17 protein-coding genes and 2 pseudogenes are annotated in these 18,846 nt (G+C 67.7%); 10 read left to right on the forward strand and 9 right to left on the reverse strand.

What is annotated here, in order from left to right; genetic code table 11:
- The 4 genes and pseudogenes from BJF87_RS25890 to BJF87_RS17810 form a co-directional block, all read left to right on the forward strand.
- Positions 1–132: pseudogene (locus BJF87_RS25890) on the forward strand (IS481 family transposase); the annotation flags it as partial.
- A gap of 117 nt (positions 133–249) precedes the next feature.
- Positions 250–882 carry a TetR/AcrR family transcriptional regulator gene (locus tag BJF87_RS17800; RefSeq protein ID WP_006360709.1) on the forward strand — a complete coding sequence of 211 codons (633 nt, stop codon included), beginning with the start codon at positions 250–252 and terminating at the stop codon, positions 880–882.
- A 57-nt stretch (positions 883–939) separates the two neighbouring features.
- A complete protein-coding gene (locus BJF87_RS17805) occupies positions 940–2,844 on the forward strand; it encodes an ABC transporter ATP-binding protein (RefSeq protein ID WP_006360708.1) in 1,905 nt (634 codons plus the stop codon).
- Positions 2,841–4,577 carry an ABC transporter ATP-binding protein gene (locus tag BJF87_RS17810; protein ID WP_006360707.1) on the forward strand — a complete coding sequence of 579 codons (1,737 nt, stop codon included), beginning with the start codon at positions 2,841–2,843 and terminating at the stop codon, positions 4,575–4,577. Before BJF87_RS17805 ends, BJF87_RS17810 begins: the two co-directional genes overlap by 4 nt.
- 139 nt (positions 4,578–4,716) lie before the next feature.
- Here BJF87_RS17810 and BJF87_RS17815 read toward each other — a convergent pair whose 3' ends face one another.
- The 4 genes from BJF87_RS17815 to echA20 are packed head-to-tail and all read right to left on the reverse strand — an operon-like array spanning position 4,717 to position 8,285.
- Positions 4,717–5,805: a nitronate monooxygenase family protein gene (locus BJF87_RS17815; protein WP_006360706.1), complete on the reverse strand. Its 1,089-nt coding sequence runs from the start codon at positions 5,803–5,805 to the stop codon at positions 4,717–4,719.
- Positions 5,802–6,572 (reverse strand): CoA-transferase subunit beta, encoded by a 771-nt coding sequence (locus tag BJF87_RS17820; RefSeq protein ID WP_075863663.1) that lies wholly within the window; start codon positions 6,570–6,572, stop codon positions 5,802–5,804. Before BJF87_RS17820 ends, BJF87_RS17815 begins: the two co-directional genes overlap by 4 nt.
- Complete coding sequence (locus BJF87_RS17825) at positions 6,569–7,498, reverse strand: CoA transferase subunit A (RefSeq protein WP_075863664.1); 930 nt, start codon at positions 7,496–7,498, stop codon at positions 6,569–6,571. The genes BJF87_RS17820 and BJF87_RS17825 overlap by 4 nt, the downstream gene beginning before the upstream one ends.
- A 1-nt stretch (position 7,499) precedes the next feature.
- Entirely contained in the window at positions 7,500–8,285 is a 786-nt protein-coding gene (gene echA20, locus BJF87_RS17830; protein ID WP_006360703.1) for a (7aS)-7a-methyl-1,5-dioxo-2,3,5,6,7,7a-hexahydro-1H-indene-carboxyl-CoA hydrolase, read from the reverse strand.
- Positions 8,286–8,376: 91 nt separating this feature from the next.
- Here echA20 and BJF87_RS17835 point away from each other — a divergent pair, with 91 nt between their 5' ends.
- Genes BJF87_RS17835 through BJF87_RS17845 form a run of 3 tightly spaced genes read left to right on the forward strand, consistent with a single transcriptional unit; the run spans position 8,377 to position 10,482 of the window.
- A complete protein-coding gene (locus BJF87_RS17835) occupies positions 8,377–9,165 on the forward strand; it encodes an SDR family oxidoreductase (protein WP_075863665.1) in 789 nt (262 codons plus the stop codon).
- 43 nt (positions 9,166–9,208) lie between these two features.
- A complete protein-coding gene (locus tag BJF87_RS17840) occupies positions 9,209–10,105 on the forward strand; it encodes an SDR family oxidoreductase (protein WP_006360701.1) in 897 nt (298 codons plus the stop codon).
- Positions 10,102–10,482: a hypothetical protein gene (locus tag BJF87_RS17845; protein ID WP_006360700.1), complete on the forward strand. Its 381-nt coding sequence runs from the start codon at positions 10,102–10,104 to the stop codon at positions 10,480–10,482. Before BJF87_RS17840 ends, BJF87_RS17845 begins: the two co-directional genes overlap by 4 nt.
- Before the next feature lie 80 nt (positions 10,483–10,562).
- Here the strand turns inward: BJF87_RS17845 and BJF87_RS17850 are convergent, their stop codons facing one another.
- Positions 10,563–11,219, reverse strand: a complete 657-nt coding sequence (locus BJF87_RS17850; protein ID WP_006360699.1) for a GNAT family N-acetyltransferase — start codon at positions 11,217–11,219, stop codon at positions 10,563–10,565.
- Between the two features lie 156 nt (positions 11,220–11,375).
- On the opposite strand from BJF87_RS17850, the gene fadD8 reads away from it, so the two are divergent.
- On the forward strand, positions 11,376–13,022 hold the full coding sequence (gene fadD8 / locus BJF87_RS17855; RefSeq protein WP_006360698.1) for a fatty-acid--CoA ligase FadD8: 1,647 nt from the start codon (positions 11,376–11,378) through the stop codon (positions 13,020–13,022).
- Positions 13,023–13,152: 130 nt separating this feature from the next.
- Here the strand turns inward: fadD8 and BJF87_RS17860 are convergent.
- Positions 13,153–14,099: pseudogene (locus BJF87_RS17860) on the reverse strand (helix-turn-helix transcriptional regulator).
- 85 nt (positions 14,100–14,184) lie between these two features.
- On the opposite strand from BJF87_RS17860, the gene BJF87_RS17865 reads away from it, so the two are divergent.
- Complete coding sequence (locus BJF87_RS17865) at positions 14,185–14,790, forward strand: TIGR03086 family metal-binding protein (RefSeq protein ID WP_075863666.1); 606 nt, start codon at positions 14,185–14,187, stop codon at positions 14,788–14,790.
- A gap of 9 nt (positions 14,791–14,799) precedes the next feature.
- Here the strand turns inward: BJF87_RS17865 and BJF87_RS17870 are convergent, their stop codons facing one another.
- Positions 14,800–16,044, reverse strand: coding sequence for a cytochrome P450 (locus BJF87_RS17870; RefSeq protein ID WP_006360695.1), 1,245 nt, complete (start codon positions 16,042–16,044; stop codon positions 14,800–14,802).
- Positions 16,045–16,210: 166 nt separating this feature from the next.
- On the opposite strand from BJF87_RS17870, the gene BJF87_RS17875 reads away from it, so the two are divergent.
- Positions 16,211–16,819, forward strand: a complete 609-nt coding sequence (locus BJF87_RS17875; RefSeq protein WP_075863667.1) for a TetR/AcrR family transcriptional regulator — start codon at positions 16,211–16,213, stop codon at positions 16,817–16,819.
- Here BJF87_RS17875 and BJF87_RS17880 read toward each other — a convergent pair.
- Together BJF87_RS17880 and BJF87_RS17885 are read right to left on the reverse strand one after the other, a co-directional pair.
- Positions 16,816–17,310, reverse strand: coding sequence for a nitroreductase family deazaflavin-dependent oxidoreductase (locus BJF87_RS17880; protein WP_006360693.1), 495 nt, complete (start codon positions 17,308–17,310; stop codon positions 16,816–16,818). The genes BJF87_RS17875 and BJF87_RS17880 overlap by 4 nt on opposite strands.
- Before the next feature lie 7 nt (positions 17,311–17,317).
- Positions 17,318–18,481, reverse strand: a complete 1,164-nt coding sequence (locus tag BJF87_RS17885) for a steroid 3-ketoacyl-CoA thiolase (RefSeq protein WP_006360692.1) — start codon at positions 18,479–18,481, stop codon at positions 17,318–17,320.
- Positions 18,482–18,846: the final 365 nt, after the last annotated feature.

Genomic DNA, 18,846 nt, shown 5'->3' on the forward strand with positions numbered 1-18,846 from the left:
CGGTCCGAACAAGCCCGACGCGCAGCGTTGCCAGGATGGTTGCACACCTACAATCACCACCGGCAACACTCCGCCATCGGCCGGAACGTTCCCTTCAGCCGCTTGACCAACGTCCCTGGGCAGTACACCTAGGCGCGTGACACTGCCGCGCATGACCTGCGCATAGCAGCTCCGCTTGGCCAGGTTCGTCGTACGACGTTCCCGGCCAAGCGCTTGCTAGGGTGATGGGCAGACTCTCCAGGAGGATGCGTGTCCCCACGTGGCCAGACGAAGACCAATGACAAAGCCGGCGCCGACACCGCCGTCCGTTCGTCGCGCCGCGACGAGTTGCTCGCCACCGCCGGGCGGATGTTCGCCGAGAACGGCCTGCGTTCGACGACGGTTCGCGACATCGCCGACGCCGCGGGAATCCTGTCGGGAAGCCTCTATCACCACTTCGACTCGAAGGAGTCGATGGTCGACGAGATCCTGCGCCGATTCCTCGACGACCTGTTCGCCCGCTACCGCGAGATCGCCGGAGCGGGACTCTCGGCAAGCGAGACGCTCCGCGGACTCGTCGTGGCGTCGTTCGAGTCCATCGACGCGGAACGCAACGCGGTCGCGATCTACCAGGACGAGGCCAAGCGGCTGTCGGGGCAGGAGCGCTTCGGCTACATCGGCGAGCTGAACGTCGAGTTCCGGCAGTTGTGGCACGCGGTCTTGCAGCGTGGTGTCGACGACGGTGAGTTCCGTCCGGATCTCGATGTCGAACTGGTCTACCGCTTCATGCGCGACACCGTGTGGGTGGCCGTGCGCTGGTACCGCCCGGGAGGTCCGATGACCGTCGAGTCGATCGCCGACCAATACCTGTCGATCGTCCTGGACGGCATCCTGCCCCGCTGATCCCAGGAAGTTAGGGTACCTTTCCCTACGTCTCTCGGGTGTCGCTAAGGTGCGGATATGACAATTGGCGGAACACAAGTGGCCGCACCCACGCCGACTCCGGAACCCGAGCACGCGCCCGATGATCCGAAGGCCGCGCGGGTCAAGGCCCGGGCGGAGGCCAAGGCCAAGTCGGCGGCTCTCGCCGATGTCCTGGCGCCGGTGAAGACGCGCACCGTTCTCGCCCAGTTCGTCCAGATCCTTGCCTCCGCTGCGACCGTCGTGCCGTTCATCGGCATCGTCGAACTCGGTCGCACCCTGTTGGCCCCGGGACCCACCGACACCGGGCGGGTGTGGCTGGTGGTGTGGCTCGTCGTCGGCGGGCTCGCGGCGCGCGCCCTGTTCGCGTTCCTCGCGCTGGCGATCACCCACTTCGCCGACCTCGACCTCCAGGCGCAACTCCGAATCCGCATCGCCGACAAGCTCGGCCGGCTGCCGCTCGGCTGGTTCAGCCGCACCAGTTCGGGCGCGGTGCGCAAGTCGGTGCAGAACGACGTCGCGGACCTGCACTATCTGGTCGCCCACGCACAGGTCGAGGCGACCGCGGCGGTCCTGTCGCCGATCTTCGCGCTGATCTACTGCTTCATCCTCGACTGGCGCCTCGGTCTGCTGGCCATCGCCACCGTGCCGCTGTACGCCCTGACCTACTCGTACATGGCGCGAGATCTCACCGCCGAGATGGAGAAGATGGACACCGGAGTCGCCCGTATCAGCGCCACCATCGTCGAGTTCATCGCCGGTGTCGCGGTGGTCAAGACGTTCGGGCAGACCGGAAAGGCCCACCGCCGCTTCATCGATGCCGCCGACGAGTTCAACGACGACTTCGCCGGGTACATGGGTCCGATGCTGCGCGTGCAGGCCATCACCACGGTCCTGATCTCCGCTCCGCTGATCCTGCTGGTCAACCTCGGTGTCGGCTACTGGCTCGTCGACAAGGGTTGGGTCACGCCGATCGAGCTGGTCGGTTCGACGCTGATCGCGATGATCCTGCCGACCGCGCTGCTCACCGTCTCCACTGCGGTTCACACCCGCCAGCAGGCATCGGCTGCGGCACTGCGCATCGCCGACCTGCTCGCCGAACCCGAGCTCGCCGTCCCGGAGAACCCGCAGGTTCCCGCCGGCCACGACGTGCGCATCGAGAACGTGCACTTCACCTATCCGCCGCGTCTCGGCATGCCGTCCGGGGTGAAGGCGCTAGACGGCGTCAGCGTCGAACTCGCCGAGGGTACCGTGACCGCGCTCGTCGGGCCGTCGGGCAGCGGTAAGTCGACGCTGGCGACACTGCTCCCGCGCTTCGGCGATCCCGACTCCGGCTCGGTGCGCATCGGCGGCGTCGACGTCCGCGACATCGCCCCCACCGAGCTCTACCGCCACGTCGGCTTCGTGCTGCAGGACGTGCAGCTGCTGACGATGTCGGTGCGGGACAACATCCGACTCGGCCGGCCCGAGGCCACCGAGGAGCAGGTCCACGACGCCGCCCGCGCGGCCCGGATCCACGAACGCATCCTGGAACTGTCCGACGGCTACGACACCGTCGTCGGCGACGGCGCACACTTCTCCGGCGGTGAGGCGCAGCGCGTCTCGATCGCCCGCGCCCTGCTCGCCGACACCCCGATCCTGGTTCTCGACGAGGCGACCGCCTTCGCCGACCCGGAGTCGGAGGCCCAGATCCAGCAGGCCATCGGTGCGCTGATGGTCGGCCGGACGGTCCTCGTGATCGCACACCGGCTCGGTTCGATCACCCACGCGGACAACATCGTCGTGCTCGATCGCGGGCGCGTCGTCGAACAGGGACGTCAGGACGAACTGGTCGCCAACGGCGGTCTGTACGCGTCGATGTGGGCCAGTTACGAGGCCGGCACCACCCGGCAGGACGAGAAGATCGCGCTCGGCGCGGTCGGAAGTGACGAGGTGGCGCGATGATCCGCGGTTTCTACACGATCCTGGGTTCCGAGCGCGCCCGGATGGTCGTCTTTCTGAGCTGGGTCGTCCTCTACGGCGTCGCGCAGGGCCTGGCGATGCTCACGCTCGTCCCGATCACCGAGAACCTTCTCGACGGTGACCTCTCGGCCGCCGCGAAGTGGTTGTGGCCGTTGGCCGTTCTGGTGTTGATCTGCACGGTCAGCGCCTACGTCCAGTCCCTCAAGGGCATGACGATGGCCCTGTACGCGATGCGTATGCTGCATCACCGGCTCGGCGATCACATGGTGACGCTGCCTCTCGGCTGGTTCACCCGCGAACGCATCGGCGACGTCTCGCAGATCGCCGTCAAGGGAACGATGTTCGTCGGCAGTACCGGTGCGCACTACATCACGCCGGTCGTCGTGAACACGGTCAGCTCGGTGGTCGTGGTGATCGGGATCTGCCTGTTCGACTGGCGCATCGGCCTGCTGATGGTCGCTGGAACGCTGGTTCTCATGTACATCGGCAAACTGTCCAGCCGGTTCCTGGCGAAGGCCGAGCGCCGCAAGCGGGCCGAGGCCGTGAAGGTCAACAACCGGGTGCTGGAGTACGCGCGTTGCCAGGCGGTGTTGCGTGCCTTCGGCGCCGCCGACTCCGCTCACGCACCGCTGGCCGAGGCGCTCGGTCAGCAAGCGCGCGTGGGCAAGTCGATGCTCTGGCGATCGATCCTCGGCATCCTGCTCAACGGCCTGTCGGTCCAGGTCGTGTTCAGCGCGGTCCTCGCCCTCGGTGCCTGGCTCGCGGTGGCCGGCCACATCGAGCCTGCCCTGCTCGTCGCGGTGTTCGGACTCGCGGCCCGCTTCTTCGGCCCGATCGGCGAACTCGCCGAGCTCGGTTCGACGCTGCGCATGTCGACCGACGAGATCAACCGCATCACCGGTGTCCTCGACACCGACCGCATGCCCGTCCCGGATCAGCCGAAGCCGATCACCGAGCCGGGCGCGGTCGAACTGTCCCACGTCGCTTTCGGTTACGAGAACGGCACTCCGGTGCTGCGGGACGTGTCCGTGCGGGCGCAGCCGGGCACGATGACCGCACTCGTCGGACCGTCCGGTTCGGGCAAATCGACCATCTTCCGGCTGATCGCCCGGTTCTACGACGTCGACGGCGGTTCGGTGAAGGTCGGGGGCACCGATGTCCGCGACCAGGAGACCGGCGCACTGATGGGCCAGCTGTCGCAGGTCTTCCAGGACGTCTACCTCTTCGACGACACCCTCTGGGAGAACATCAAACTCGGTCGCCCCGACGCCACCGACGACGAGATCCGCGCGGCTGCCGAGACCGCCGGCGTCACGTCCATCGTCGAGCGTCTGCCCGATGGCTGGCAGACCGTGGTCGGCGAAGGCGGGTCGGCCCTGTCCGGTGGTGAGCGCCAACGTGTCTCGATCGCACGCGCGCTGCTCAAGGACGCCCCGATCGTGCTCTTCGACGAGGCGACATCCGCCCTCGACCCGGAGAACGAGGCGCACGTCGCGGAATCCATCCGCCGCCTCGCCGACCGCAGCACCGTGCTCGTCATCGCGCACAAGCTGTCGACCGTGACCGCCGCCGACCAGATCGTCGTCCTCGACGACGCGGGCGGCGTCGACGACATCGGCACCCACGACGAATTGCTCAGCCGCGGTGGCCGTTACATGGAGTTCTGGAACCAGCGCACCGCAGCCGCCGGCTGGACGCTCACGGCGGCGAAGTAGCCCGACCCTCGCTGCCTGAGGTGCGAGGAGCGAAAGCGACGAGCCACGAAGGCCTGCTGACATGACGTCGGCGGCCCTTCGTGGCTCGCTCCGCTCGCACCTCAGGCAGCAGAGGGGTGGCCCGAAGTAGCGATTCTGCTCAACCCAGCGACCCGAGCGTCTTCAACCGCTCGTGGGCCTGGTGCATGATCGACTGGATCAGCTCGTCGCAGCTGGGCAGGTCCTCGATCATGCCGACGACCTGACCCGAGGCGAGGACACCCGCGCGGGTGTCGCCCTCGACGAGACCGGCCTTCAGCAGCATCGGGGTGTTCCCGGCCATGATGACCTGCTGCCACGTGCGTTCGCCCGACTTCTTCATCGTGCGACCGTCTCTGAGCATGGTGGTCCAGCGCATGCCGGTCATCTGCTTGAACTCGTTGGCATTTCGCGCGGCGGCGAACAGCGCCTTCACCGGGCTGCCGCTCTCGAGTGCCTCGACGAGCGGGGTACGCAGCACGCGGTGGGGCATACCGTCGACCTTCACCGAGACGACGGTGTCGTTGAGCCCGCGCTGCAGATACTCGTGCTTGACCGAGTCGGGGACCGCGCTGTCCGACGTCAGCAGGAAGCGGGTACCCATCGCGACGCCCTGGGCGCCGTAGGCGAGCGCCGCGGCCAGTCCGCGACCGTCGAAGAAGCCGCCGGCCGCGACGACCGGCATGTCGATGTTCTTGGCTGCCAGGGCATCGAGCACCGACGGCAGCAGCAGGGTGGTCGCGACCGGGCCGGTGTGGCCGCCGCCCTCGCCGCCCTGCACGATGACGGCGTCCGCGCCCCACGACGCGACCTTCACCGCGTGCTTGGCCGCGCCGATCGACGGGATCACGACGATGCCGTGGTCCTTGAGTTTCGCGATCAACTCGGGCTTCGGGGCGAGCGCGAACGACGCGACCTTGACGCCTTCACGGATCAGGAGATCGATCCGTTCCGGTGCGTCGGTGGCGTCGGCACGCATGTTCACACCGAAAGGCTTGCTGGTCAACGACTTTGTCTTGGCGATGGCCGCCTCGAGCTCGCCGTAGGTCATCGTCGCCGACGCCAGGATGCCGAGACCGCCGGCGTTCGACGTCGCCGAGGTCAGCGACGGCCCGGACACCCAGCCCATACCGGTCTGCACGATCGGGTACTCGATCCCGACGAGTTCGGTGAACGAGGTGGACAGGCCCGCAGCCCTGGCCGGACTCATCGGACTTCCTTGTTGCGAACGCCCCTGGGATCGAGCACGTCTCGGATCAGGCTCAGTTCCTCGGCGGTGGGCTGCCGCGTCTCCGGCGCGTCGGCCAGACCCTCGATCTCGAAGCCGGTGTTCTCTGCGACCTCGTCGGCGGTGACCCCCGGATGCAGCGACAGCGCGCGCATCGTGTGATCCGCCCCGCCGAAGTCGAAGACGCCCAGATTGGTGACGACGCGGTGGATGTCGAGATCGTCGAACGCCGGGTTGGCCGGGTCGACCTTGTCGAAGCCGACGCCGGAGACGATGTCCACCGAGTCTCCGAAGACCCGGGCGGAGTGGCGGGGCACCCAGTAGCTCGTCGGGTGGTTGATCGTGTTGCCGGGCGCGCCGCGCACACCGAACATCTGGCGTGTCGGCTTCTGCAGCGGGCCGAACGCGGAGAGGTTCTGATTGCCGTACCGGTCGATCTGGTTGGCGCCCATGACCACGTGGCGACGGCCCGACGCCACGACGTCGAATACCTTGCGGAACGGCATCCAGCCCTCGATGGGGCCCGACTTGCCGATGCCCGGGGTGTCGGCGAAGATCAGCGCCTCGCCGTCGGTGATCAGCAGGTCTGGTTCGGTGGTGAGGCGCGCCAGGCGGGCTCCCAGCAGGGGCACCGGCGCCATCGGCGACGCCATGATCTCGCCTGCACCGGAGAAGATGTCGGCACACGAGATGACGCAGTACTCGGCACGACCCACTTCTGCGAGGGCCTGGCTCTCGACGGTGCTCACTGTCCGTCCTCCTTCTGCTCGTCCTGCCATGCGCTGACCTCGCGCTGGTAGGTCTCCTCGTCGACCTGGAGGAACCTGCGGGAGAATGCCTCCCAGGTGTCGGGTTCCTTGGCGCTGGCGACGTAGAACTGCTGGAACTTCTCATCCCGCCCGTAGTCAGCTGTGACATTGGGCCCGCTCGCTGCGCTCCCGGCACCCGCGAAGGTGAAGTGGGCGCCGTTGGGCGTGTGCACCACCCGGTCGACGTTCATCCGGTTCAGCAGGAGTCGCTGATGCGGAACGGTTTTCACGAGCACCTCGGTCGACACGAGCTGGTCGGTCTCCAGGTAGCGGCGCTCGGCGGCCGCGCAGTAGAGGTCGTCGAAGTACGGGTCGACGCCGGTGTAGGCGGCGTTGCCGTGGGCGTCGGCGAGATCGAGGTGGACGAAGGCGGCGTCGAGCTTCAGCGCGGGCATCGCGATCAGCGTCTGGGTCCGGCCGTCGGCATCAGGGTAGGGCGACTGGACCGTCTTGAGTTCACCTTCCCAGAACTTCAGGACGTCGGAGCCGAGTCCGGCGCGGATCGGGAGGAACGGTAGACGGGCGGCCGCGGCCTCGAGGCCGCACTTGACCATGCCCTCGTCCATCTCGCGCACCTCGATCTCGCCGTTGGTGCGTGCCTTGGCGAACCACGGGTCGTAGAAGGGGGCGGAGTCGAGGGAGACGAATCCGTAGTAGGCGCGACGCACCTTGCCTGCGGCGCAGAGTAATCCGAGGTCGGGGCCACCGTAGGTCACGACCGTGAGGTCCTTGACGTCCGAGCGGTCGATCGCGCGGACCAGTGCCATCGGCTTGCGGCGCGAACCCCAGCCGCCGATGCCGATGGTCATGCCGTCGCGGAGTTCAGCGACGACGTCGTCGAGGGTGCTTGTCTTGTCGGTCGGCATCTCAGGCGTGTCCTCCGTTGTCAGAAGCGTTCGAGGCGAGGGGCTTACCGGTCGAGACGAAGGCGTCGCGATGTTCGTCGGCGACGCCGGCCAGGTTCAGCTCGAAGGTGAAGCCCTGTTCGAGGCGGTAACTGGCCTTCACGTCGACCGGGTCGATGTGGTTGATGGCCTCCTTGGCCGCCCGGATGACCCGGGTGTCCTTGGCGGCGATGGCCTCGGCGACCTCGAGCGCGGCGTCGAGGAGCTCCTCGCGGGGCACGACGCGGTACACCGAACCGAAATGCTCGAGCTGCTGGGCCGTCACGTTCTTCGCGGTGAAGTAGAGGGTGCGCATCATGTGCTGCGGCACCAGGCGGGCGAGATGTGTTGCTGCACCGAGTGCTCCGCGATCGACCTCGGGAAGGCCGAAGACCGCGTCGTCGGAGGCGACGATGACGTCGGCGTTGCCGACCAGGCCGATGCCGCCGCCGACGCAGAAGCCGTTGACCGCGACGATCACCGGGACCGCACAGTCGTAGACGGCGCCGAAGGCCGCCGCACATCCGCGGTTGGCGCCGATCAGGGCGTCGAAGCCCTCGGTGGCCTGCATCTCCTTGATGTCGACGCCGGCGTTGAAGCCGCGTCCTTCGGCGCGCAACACCACGACATGCGTCGCCGGGTCGACGCCGGCTGCGGTGACCGCATCGGCGAGTTCGAACCACGCCGCCGATGGCAGCGCGTTGACCGGCGGGTAGTCGACCGTGATGGTCACGATGCCGGATTCGGTACGTGTCGTGGTGATCGGCACGCGTGCTCCTCTCGTGGCTGCCTTGGCAACCTCGTGGGCTGCGCAAGCATTGAACCAAGCAAGTGCTTGGTTGTTTGGTAGGGTAGCACCCATGCAGACGCAGTCACAGGCCGAGCTGGGCCTGGTCGGGAAGGTTGTCCTGGTCACCGGAGGCGCGCGCGGCGTCGGGGCGGGTATCACCCGGGTGCTCTCGTGCCTGGGTGCCCGTCCGGTGATCTGCGGTCGCAACGCCGACAGCCTGGCCGACGACCTCCGCGAGTTCGATTTCTTCTCCTGCGACGTCCGCGACGCCGCCGCCGTCGAGGCGATGGTCGACGGCATCGTCGGCCGGGCCGGACGCCTCGACGGGGTGGTCAACAACGCCGGTGGGTCGCCCTTCGCGCTGGCCGCCGACGCCTCGGTCCGCTTCGCGAGCAAGATCGTCGACCTCAACCTCCTGGCGCCGCTCGCCGTGGCCAAGGCGGCGAACGCGATCATGCAGACGCAGCCGGACGGTGGCGCGATCGTCAACGTCTCGAGCGTCAGCGGGCACCGGCCGTCGCCGGGCACCTCGGCCTACGGTGCGGCGAAGGCCGGCCTCGACAACCTGATGACCTCGCTGGCCGTGGAATGGGCCCCGAAGGTGCGGGTCAACTCCGTCGTCGCCGGACCCGTCGAGACCGAACAGTCGCACCTCCACTACGGAGACGATGCCGGGGTCGCGGCCGTCGGCGCCACCATCCCGCTGGGCCGGATGGCGACGCCCGTCGACGTCGGGAACGCCGTTGCCTTCCTGCTCTCGCCGCTCGCCGGTTACATCAGCGGTTCGACGCTCACCGTGCACGGCGGGGGCGAGAAGCCCGCGTTCCTCGACGCCGCGACCGCCGGCAATGCCGTCTGACCATCCCGCACACCCAGTCTTCGCAGTTCAGAAAGGAAACACCTTGAGTAGCAAGTTGAATGAGGGCCGCGTCGTCATCGTGACGGGTGCCGGACAGGGCATCGGTCGGGCTCACGCCCTCGCCTTCGCCGCCGACGGCGCCAAGGTCGTGGTCAATGATTACGCGGAGAACCTGGCTGCCGGGGTCGTCGACGAGATCCGCGCGGCCGGCGGCGAAGCCGTTGCATCGGTGGGCGATGTCGCGGACTGGGCGAGCGGCGAGACCATGGTCGCCACGGCGCTCGAGACGTTCGGTCAACTCGACATCCTCGTCAACAACGCCGGTTTCGTCCGCGACCGGATGCTGGTGTCGCTCTCGGAGGATGAGTGGGACGCCGTCATCCGCGTGCACCTGAAGGGGCATTTCGTCGGACTGCGCCATGCCGCGGCCTACTGGCGCGCCGAGGCCAAGGCCGGCCGCACCCCGCAGGCGCGGATCATCAACACGAGTTCCGGTGCCGGACTGTACGGCTCGGTGGGCCAGGGCAACTACGTCGCCGCGAAGGCGGGAATCTCCGCGCTCACCATCCAGGCGGCCGCCGAGCTGGGTGGCTACGGCGTCACGGTCAACGCGATCGCGCCCGCGGCCCGAACCCAGATGACGATGGGCGCCGGCGACGAGATGGCCGCACAGATGGCCGCACCCGCCGATGGCTCCTTCGACGCGATGGACCCGGCGAACATCTCGCCGCTCGTGGTGTGGCTGGGTTCACCCGAGGCGGGGTCGGTGACCGGCCGGGTCTTCGAGGTCGAGGGCGGCAAGGTCTCGGTGACCGACGGCTGGCAGCGAAGTGTGGAGCGCGACAAGGGTTCTCGCTGGGAGGTCGCCGAGCTCGGCCCGGTGATCGAGGAGATCCTGGCCAAGGCGCCGGTCCCGATGCCGGTCTACGGCGCGCGGTGACCTCGGCGGACGACAGAGACCAACAGCGGGTCGCGGCGGCCCGGGCGTATGTCGACGCCCTGGTCAGCCACGACCCGTCAGCGGTGTCGCTGCATCCCGACTGCACCCGCGTCGAGTTCGGCGTGCGTACGGGGCGCAACGGACCGCACATCGCCCGCAGCCTCGCGAAGGGTCCGCAGTTCCGCCTGATCCATCGCGTCTCGGACTTCACCGCGACCGTCGACGGGCACAGCGTCACCACTCGCTACGTGGTGCACGTCCGCCCGCGGGCACTGCGCCTCGGTGCCCCGGTGTCGGAGACGTTCGTCGTCGACGAGGAGAACCGGATTCGCGCGATCGTCGCGCGGTTCGGGCTGCCGCGGCCCCAATCCGCCTGACCTGCAACGGAGAACGACGACGAAACGGCCGAACCCACCACCCCGTCGGGCAGTGGGTTCGGCCGTTTCGTGCTGTGAGACTAGGCGCCGGGTGCGCGCACGACCATCGGCACTCCGGGGAAGTACGCGGCCATCTCCGAGCGCGACTTGCGCAGGGCGGCGGTTCCATAGCCGGACTTGCGGTACTGCGGGTGAATCCAGATGCGCAGGTCGACCTCGCCGTTCTTGAGCTCGCCGAAGACGAAGCCCACCTTGGAGTCTCCCTCGACGGCGACGAGCCACACGGCCTCCTCGGCGTCGACGCGGTCGGTGGCGGCGCTGATCTCGGCGGCGACGTCACCGGCCGGTGCTCCCGAACCGTCGCCTGCGGTGCCGAGTTCGTCGGTACGGGCCGCGAACAGTTCGGCGTCGGCCTGCGGGTCGAACGGACGCAGGTCGAGGGTGTCCCCGCTACTGGCCGGACGCTCCACCAGGGTGAAGGTCAGGGCGTTGTTGAGGTCGTCGAGCTCAGCCTGATTCTTGCGGCGCTCGTCCTTGGTCAGCTGGTTCAGCTTCATGTCCAGGATCGCCTTCGCACCCAGCTGCGACTTGCCGAGCAGCTCGACGATGGCGGTGACGGCCTCGTCGTGATTCTCCGCGTCGACGATGGCGTCGAGGACCTCGTGTCGCCGCTCAAGCGCGGTGAGCAGGGCGTCGGCGATGTCGCGGCGAGTGGTGGCCAGGTCAAGATCAGTCATGCTTCGATCCTAGGACACCCCCGGCCCTTCCGGGGCTCGGCATCGTGGGTTCGAAACCGTGCCGGCGGCGTCGAGTTAGAACAGGTTCTACGCATCAGAACCGCCATTTTGGTGGAGGTTCTTTCGAGAACCTGTAACACGTCCTAGTCTTGTGGCATGACGAACGAGGGCACGACGACCGCACCGACCGACTTCGATCACCTTCGCGGGGGCACGCACATGGGCGACCTGATGGTCGCCGCGCTCAAGCGCCATGCCGATCGCACGGTGTTGTCCCTGGGGGACACCGAGATGACGGGTGGTGAGATGGCCGCCGCGATCAGCCGGTACATCCAGGCCTTCGAGGGTCTGGGCGCGGGCACCGGCACGGCGGTCGGTCTGCTGGCCCTGAATCGTCCGGAGGTGCTCTTCGTCATCGGGGCCGGCCAGACGCAGGGATGGCGACGCACCGCGCTGCACCCGCTCGGCTCGCTCGACGACCATGCCTACGTCCTCGCCGACGCCGGCGTCTCGACCCTCATCATCGACCCCGTGCCGATGTTCGTCGAGCGGGCGGCCGCCCTGCTCGAACGCGTCCCCGGCCTGAAGCAGGTGCTGACCCTCGGTCCGGTGCCCGAGCAGTTGTCGGCGCAGGCCCGTGACGTCATCGCCGAGGCGGAGAACTTCGAGCCGAAGCCGCTTGTCGCCGCGCATCTGTCACCCGAGCACGTCGTCTCGATCACCTACACCGGCGGGACCACCGGAAAACCCAAGGGCGTCATCGGAACCGCGCGTGCGATGGCGACCATGACGCAGATCCAGCTCGCCGAATGGGAGTGGCCGGAACACCCGCGGTTCCTGCTCTGCACCCCGCTGTCGCATGCGGGTGCGGCCTTCTTCATCCCGACTCTCATGAAGGGCGGGTCGATGGTGGTGCTGTCGAAGTTCGACCCCGCCGAGGTCCTCAAGACCATCGAGGAACAGAAGATCACGGCGACGATGCTCGTGCCGTCGATGCTGTATGCGCTGATGGATCACCCGGATTCGCGGACGCGTGATCTGTCGTCGCTGGAAACCGTGTATTACGGTGCGTCGCCGATCAATCCGGTGCGTCTCGCCGAGGCGATCGAACGGTTCGGCCCGATCTTCGCCCAGTACTACGGTCAGTCCGAGGCGCCGATGGTGATCAGCTACCTCGCCAAGGGCGATCATCCGGGTCCGGGGGAGGACCAGCGTCGCCTCAGCAGTTGCGGCCGGCCGTCGGCGTTCCTGCGCACGGCTCTCCTCGGCCCCGACGACAAGCCCGTCCCCCAGGGCGAACCGGGCGAGATCTGTGTCGCCGGACCGCTTCTCGCCGGTGGTTACCTCGGCCTCCCGGAGCAGACGGCCGAGACCTTCCGCGACGGATGGCTGCGTACCGGCGACGTCGCGCGTGAAGACGAGGACGGCTTCTGGTTCATCGTCGACCGCACCAAGGACATGATCGTCACCGGCGGCTTCAACGTGTTCCCCCGCGAGGTCGAGGACGTCGTGGCCGAGCATCCGGCCGTCGGCCAGGTCGGCGTGATCGGTGTGCCCGACGAGAAGTGGGGTGAGGCCGTCACGGCGATCGTCGTCCTGCGTGCCGATGCGGACGCCGACGACGCGGCCAAGGAACGCATCACTGCCGAGATCCAGCAGACGGTCAAGGACCGCAAGGGTGCGGTGCAGTCGCCGAAGCGGGTCATCTTCGCCGAGTCGTTGCCGCTGACCGCCCTGGGCAAGCCGGACAAGAAGGCGCTGCGGTCGCAGTACTGGGCCGACTCCGAGCGCGGGGTCGGCTGACCTCAGACGTCCACCTGAGAACCGCTCCTGACAAGCACCCCTGAAAACGCCCGCTGTGGCCGGGCCGTCGACATATTCGCCGAACCGCCTGTGGAGGGTCGACTCCAGGGGCAGATCGCATGGGCGGTTCTCAGTGGCGTGCGAGGACTGCCCGGGCGCGGTCGGCCAGGGTCTCCCGGACCCACTCCGGTTCGAGTACGACGATGTCGCGGTCGAACATCAAGCCCCACAACGCACCGGCGGCATGCCGATGGTCGGCGAACCGGAGTCCGACGCGCTGCCGATCTCCGGCATCACTCAGCGTCTCTGCGGAGAGTGCGGTTGCCCGGAGCGTCTCGACGTCCGCGGGGGCGCAGTCGACCACCACGTCGACCGGATCGAACGAGGACCGGAACGCCGCGCGCCGACGCTGCCAGATCTCGTCGAGATCCACGTCCTCGTCGCGTACCGCCGGCTCGTCGAGGACCTCGACCTCGCTCATCCGGGACAACCGGTACATCCGTTCCTCGGTCCCCTCACGCGACCCCGCACCGTGTGCGACGAGGTACCACGTGTCGCCGGCGATGATGAGTCCGACCGGATCGAGAAGCCGTTCGCGTGCCTCGTCGGCGTCGCGCGGGCGGTAGCGGGTGCGGATACGCCTGCCCGCGAAGACCGCGAACTGCACCGGATCGAGCGCATGGAGTTCTTCCGGCCTGCGCACGAATCCCTCGGGACGGACGAGTACCCGCTGTGCGGCCCTGACCGCGGTTCCCCGGTACGCCTCGGGAATGGCCGCGGTGACCTTGCGCATCGCACTGGCGAAGGCGGGGGAGTCGAGCGACCCGTTCCGGCGAGCAGTGAGGTCGCCTCCTCGACTGTCAGACCGGTCAGGTCGGTGCGGTAGCCGGGGACCAGCGAGAAGCCGCCGTGCCTGCCGCGCTCGGCGTACACCGGGACCCCGGACAGCGAGAGTGCCTCGATGTCGCGCAGCACGGTCCGCTCCGACACCCCGAGTTCGGCGGCGATCGTCGACGCGGTCACCCGATCGTGTCTCTTGAGCAGCATCAGGACCGCGATGAGGCGTTCGGCGCGCATGCCCAATCATCTCGCAAAAATATGACAGAAGATGTCAGGTTTCACGGTTTGACTGGACTCGTCAGTCAGCGAGAGAGGAAAGAACATGAACGCACCGACCACCCCACCGGATCCCCGCCCGGCCTTCGCGGCCGCCACCACCTGGGTCACCGGACTGCTCTCCGAGGTGACCGCCGAGCAGCTGGCCGCGCCGACGCCGTGCGACGAGTTCGACGTCCGCACGCTCGGGGCCCATCTGCTGGCGACGGCCCAACGAGCGGCGGCGCTACCCGAGGGGGTCGACGTACGGGCCATGCCGTTCATCGCCGACCGTTTCGACGCGCAGGAGTACGCAACGGTCGTGGCGCGGGCGGTCGGCCTCTGGTCCGACGACGCCGTGCTCGCCAGGATGGTGCAGGTGCCGTGGGGTGAGGTGCCCGGCGCCGGCGCGTTGTGGGGTTACGTCAACGAGACGATCGTGCACGGATGGGATCTCGCGGTGGCGACCAGGCAGCCGTCGGAAGCGGTTCCGGAAGCCGCCACCGCCACCCTCGCGATCGTCCGCCGGTTCATCCGGCCCGAGATCCGCCAGGACCCGAACGTCCCCTTCGGCGTCGTCGTCGAACCCCGCGACGGGGCGGGACCCGTCGAGACCCTGGCGAACTGGTCCGGACGAGATTCTGCCGCATGGGTTTCGGCGGCAACCCGGTGAACCCGGTGATCAGCTGCGATACGCGACGTCGAGCTGTTTGACCCCGTTCAGCCAGCCCGATCGCACGCGACGCAGCTCGCCGAGTCGTGCGATGTCGGGCAGGGTGTCGGCGATGGCGTTGAAGATCAGGTTGAGTTCGAGCCGGGCGAGGTTGGCGCCGATGCAGAAGTGGGCGCCGTTGCCGCCGAAGGACAGGTGGGGGTTGGGATCTCGCGTGATGTCGAAGGTGAACGGGTCGTCGAAGACCTCTTCGTCGAAGTTCGCGGAGCTGTAGAACAGCCCGACGCGCTGGCCGGCCGCGATGTCGACGTCGCCGAGTCGGGTGTCGGCCAGTGCGGTTCGCTGGAAGCCGTGAACGGGTGTCGACCACCGCAGGATCTCTTCGATGGCGGTCGCGGGACGTTCGCGTTTGTACAGATCCCACGTCTCCGGGTGGTCCAGGAAAGCGTTCATCCCGTGCGAGGTCGCGTTGCGGGTGGTCTCGTTGCCGGCGGTGATGAGCAGGACGACAAAGAATCCGAACTCGATCTCGGTCATGCCCTCGCCGTCGATGTTGGCCTCGATGAGGGTGGTGATGAGGTCGTCGGTGGGGTTGTTGCGTCGTTCCTCGGCCATCGCATAGGCGTAACCGAGTACCTCGGCATTCGCGGTTGCCGGGTCGATCGTTTCCTCAGGATCATCGTTGTTGATCATCGCGTCGACGAGCACATGGAGGCGCTCGCGATCGGCCTGCGGGACGCCGATGAGGTCCAGGATCGACTGCAGGGGAAGGTGTACGGCGATGTCGTCGACGAAGTTGCCCCTGCCCTTCGCGGCCGCGGCCTCGACGATCTCGTGCGCCGAGGCGGTCAGCTGTTCCTTGAGCAGCGCGACGGAGCGCGGAGTGAACATGCGCGACACGATCTTTCGCAGTCGAGTGTGCTCCGGCGGATCATGGTTGATGAGCAGTGCCTTGGTCAGTTCGATCTGGTCCGGGGTCACGTAGTCGGGCAGGCACAGGATCGCGCCCTTGGCGTTGGTGGACCACAACTGGTGGTTCTTCGAGATCTCACGGATATGCGCGTGCTTGGAGATCACCCAGAATCCGCCGTCGGTGAAGCCGGACGTACCTTCCGGTTGCGCGTTCCACCAGACCGGCGCGGTGCGTCGTAGCTCGGCGAACTCCCGCACCGGCATGCCGTGCTGCTGGAGCAGGTCGGGATCGGTGAAGTCGAAGCCGTCGTGGAACGGGCCGGCCCTGGTCGGTGTCGTCATCTCGAACCTCCGGTCGACGGGCACGCGGGTGCACTGTGTGCCACGTCACCACACCATACACCAACTATGAAATCGTATGGTCAGTCGAAGCGGTCGCCGGAAAACTGCTGGTCCAGCTGCCTGAGGAGCGAGCGCAGCGAGCCTTGAGGGGTAGGCTCGTGAGCTGATGCGCACACATGGTTGGAGTGGTCGGGTACCCGTCAACGACGCCGAGGCGGTCGCGCGGATCCTCGCGGCGACCCGCACGACCATCGATCGGCGCGGCACGGCCACCAGCATCGCCGACGTCGCACGCGAGCTGGGAGTCACCCGGCAGACGGTGTACCGCTACTTCTCCGGGGTTGAGGAGTTGTTGTCGGCGACCGCATTCGACGCCGTCGAAGGGCTTCTCGAACGAGTGATGACGCGGCTGGCCGGCATCACCGAACCCGACGCGGCGATCGTGGAGGGTATTGCCGCAGTGCTCGAAGAACTCGCCGAAGACGACTACGTCGGCCTGCTGCTACGAGCGGACAAGTTGAGCGTGCCGGTGGTCGGCGGATTCACCTCCGACGACGCCCGACGATTCGCACGCACGATGGTCGACCGGCTCGAGGCCAGTTGGACCGACCATTGCCACGACGACGCCGCACTCGACCTCATCGCCGAGATCGTGTTGCGCACATTGCAATCCATGGTGCTCGACGCCGTGTCGCACCGGAGCGGCGACGAACTCAGGGCGTTCCTCGACGCCTGGACCGGTGCGGCGGTGCGGGAGCTGGCGCGACCGGGTTAGCGCTGCGCCGGCTCACAGATGACGACCGGGATCGTTCGGTCCGTCCACGCGACGTAGGTGTCGAAGTCCGCGTAGACCTCGACCAGTTCCGGCCACACCTCGGCGCGTTCGGCCTCGGTGGCGGTACGCGCCGTGAGGTCGAACGTCTCCTTGCCGAGCTGGACTGTGACGCTGGGGTTGTCGCGCAGGTTGAGGTACCAGGCAGGGTGTTTCGCCGAGCCGCCCTGCGACGCGACGACGACGAACTGGTCGCCGCGCCGGAGGTAGACCAGCGGCACGGTCCTGGGTTCACCCGACTTGCGGCCGATGGTGGTGAGCAGGCACACCGGCGCGGGCTTCTTCAGGCCCGCGCCGACGCGCCAGGTGCCACCGATCCGGCCGCCGGTCGCCTTGTACAGCCGCGTGTTGATCCGCGAGCCGACCTTGATGAGTGTGCCGACGATCGGCGAATCGAGCTGTGCGGGCTTCTTGTCCGGGTCGAGGAGGGGCATCCGATACTCAGATGCGCTCGAGGATGGTGCCGGTGGCCATGGCGCCGCCAGCGCACATCGTGATGAGAGCGGTCTGGCCGTCGCGGCGCTCGAGCTCGTGCAGTGCGGTCGTGATGAGGCGGGAACCGGTGCTGCCCACGGGATGTCCGAGGGCGATGGCGCCGCCGTTGACGTTGACGCGATCCATGTCGGCGTTGTGGACCTGGGCCCAGCTGAGCACGACCGAGGCGAAGGCCTCGTTGATCTCGACGATGTCGATGTCGGACAACGACATCCCCGACTTCGCGAGGACGCGCTCGGTCGCCTGGACCGGGCCGTCGAGGTGGAAGTGGGGTTCCGAACCGACGAGCGCCTGCGCCTTGATGCGGGCGCGCGGGGTCAGTCCGAGTGCGCGGGCCTTCGCCTCGTCCATGATCAGGACAGCGGCTGCGCCGTCGGAGATCTGCGACGACGTTCCGGCGGTGTGGATGCCGCCCTCGATGACGGGCTTGAGTGCAGCGAGGGATTCGAGGGTGGTCTCACGCAGGCCCTGGTCGCGGCTGACGTCGATGATGTTGCCGGTGAACTCGCCCTCCTTGGTCCGTTCGGGCGCCTTGAACGAGAGGATCTCGCGGCCGAAACGGCCTTCGTCCCAGGCTTGACGGGCGAGGCGCTGGCTGCGCTCACCGAGTCCGTCGACGTCGGCGCGGGTGATCCCGCGACGCTTCGCGATGCGCTCGGCCGCCTCGAACTGGTTCGGCAGGTCAACGTTCCACGAGTCCGCGTGGTACGGGCCGGCGCTGGTGCCGACATTCGCACCGAGCGGCACGGTGGTCATCGTCTCCACGCCGCAGGCGATGCCGACCTCGATGGCGTCCGAGGCGATGAGCCCGGCGATGAGGTGGTTGGCCTGCTGGGCCGATCCGCACTGGGCGTCGATCGTCGTGGCGCCGGTGTGCTCGGGGAGTCCGGCGGACAGCCACGCCTTGCGGGAGACGTTGCCCGCCTGTGAGCCGGCCTGCGTGACGCAACCGCCGATGACCTGCTCTACGAGTGCCGGGTCGATACCGGCCTTCTCGATGAGACCGCGCTGTGTGATGCCCAGCAACTCCTCTGCATGGAGGCCTGACAACCACCCGGCGCGCTTGCCGATCGGCGTGCGTACTGCTTCCACGATGACCGGAACGCCCATCTCCACTCCTTCGTTCACCCGGCGGAACCAGTCCGTCGTCTGCGGGTCGACGGCGCTTCGACGGATGTGTCGAGGCCGTGTATTCAAGCTAGAACATGTTCTATGTTTGCGTCCATGGGCGGCATTGGAAGGCTGGTCGCGACCGCCTCGAGCGGCGATTCGAGCCCTCCCGCTGCCTACTGGAACGTAGTGGATACTACTTGTTCCATAGGTTAAGTGGCTCTTCCTGATTGACGGTGCGTAGAACGGGTTCTACCGGGCACAAGATGTAGGTCGGGTTCGGCGGCGGCGAGCCGGGGATGCGGGCGGGTCCTGTGGTGTGAAGATGAAAGCCCCTACACCTCATCACTCACACCGACAGGACC

Origin of the sequence: Gordonia sp. CNJ-863, from assembly GCF_001942325.1 — a bacterium.
GTDB classification, from domain to species: domain Bacteria; phylum Actinomycetota; class Actinomycetes; order Mycobacteriales; family Mycobacteriaceae; genus Gordonia; species Gordonia alkanivorans.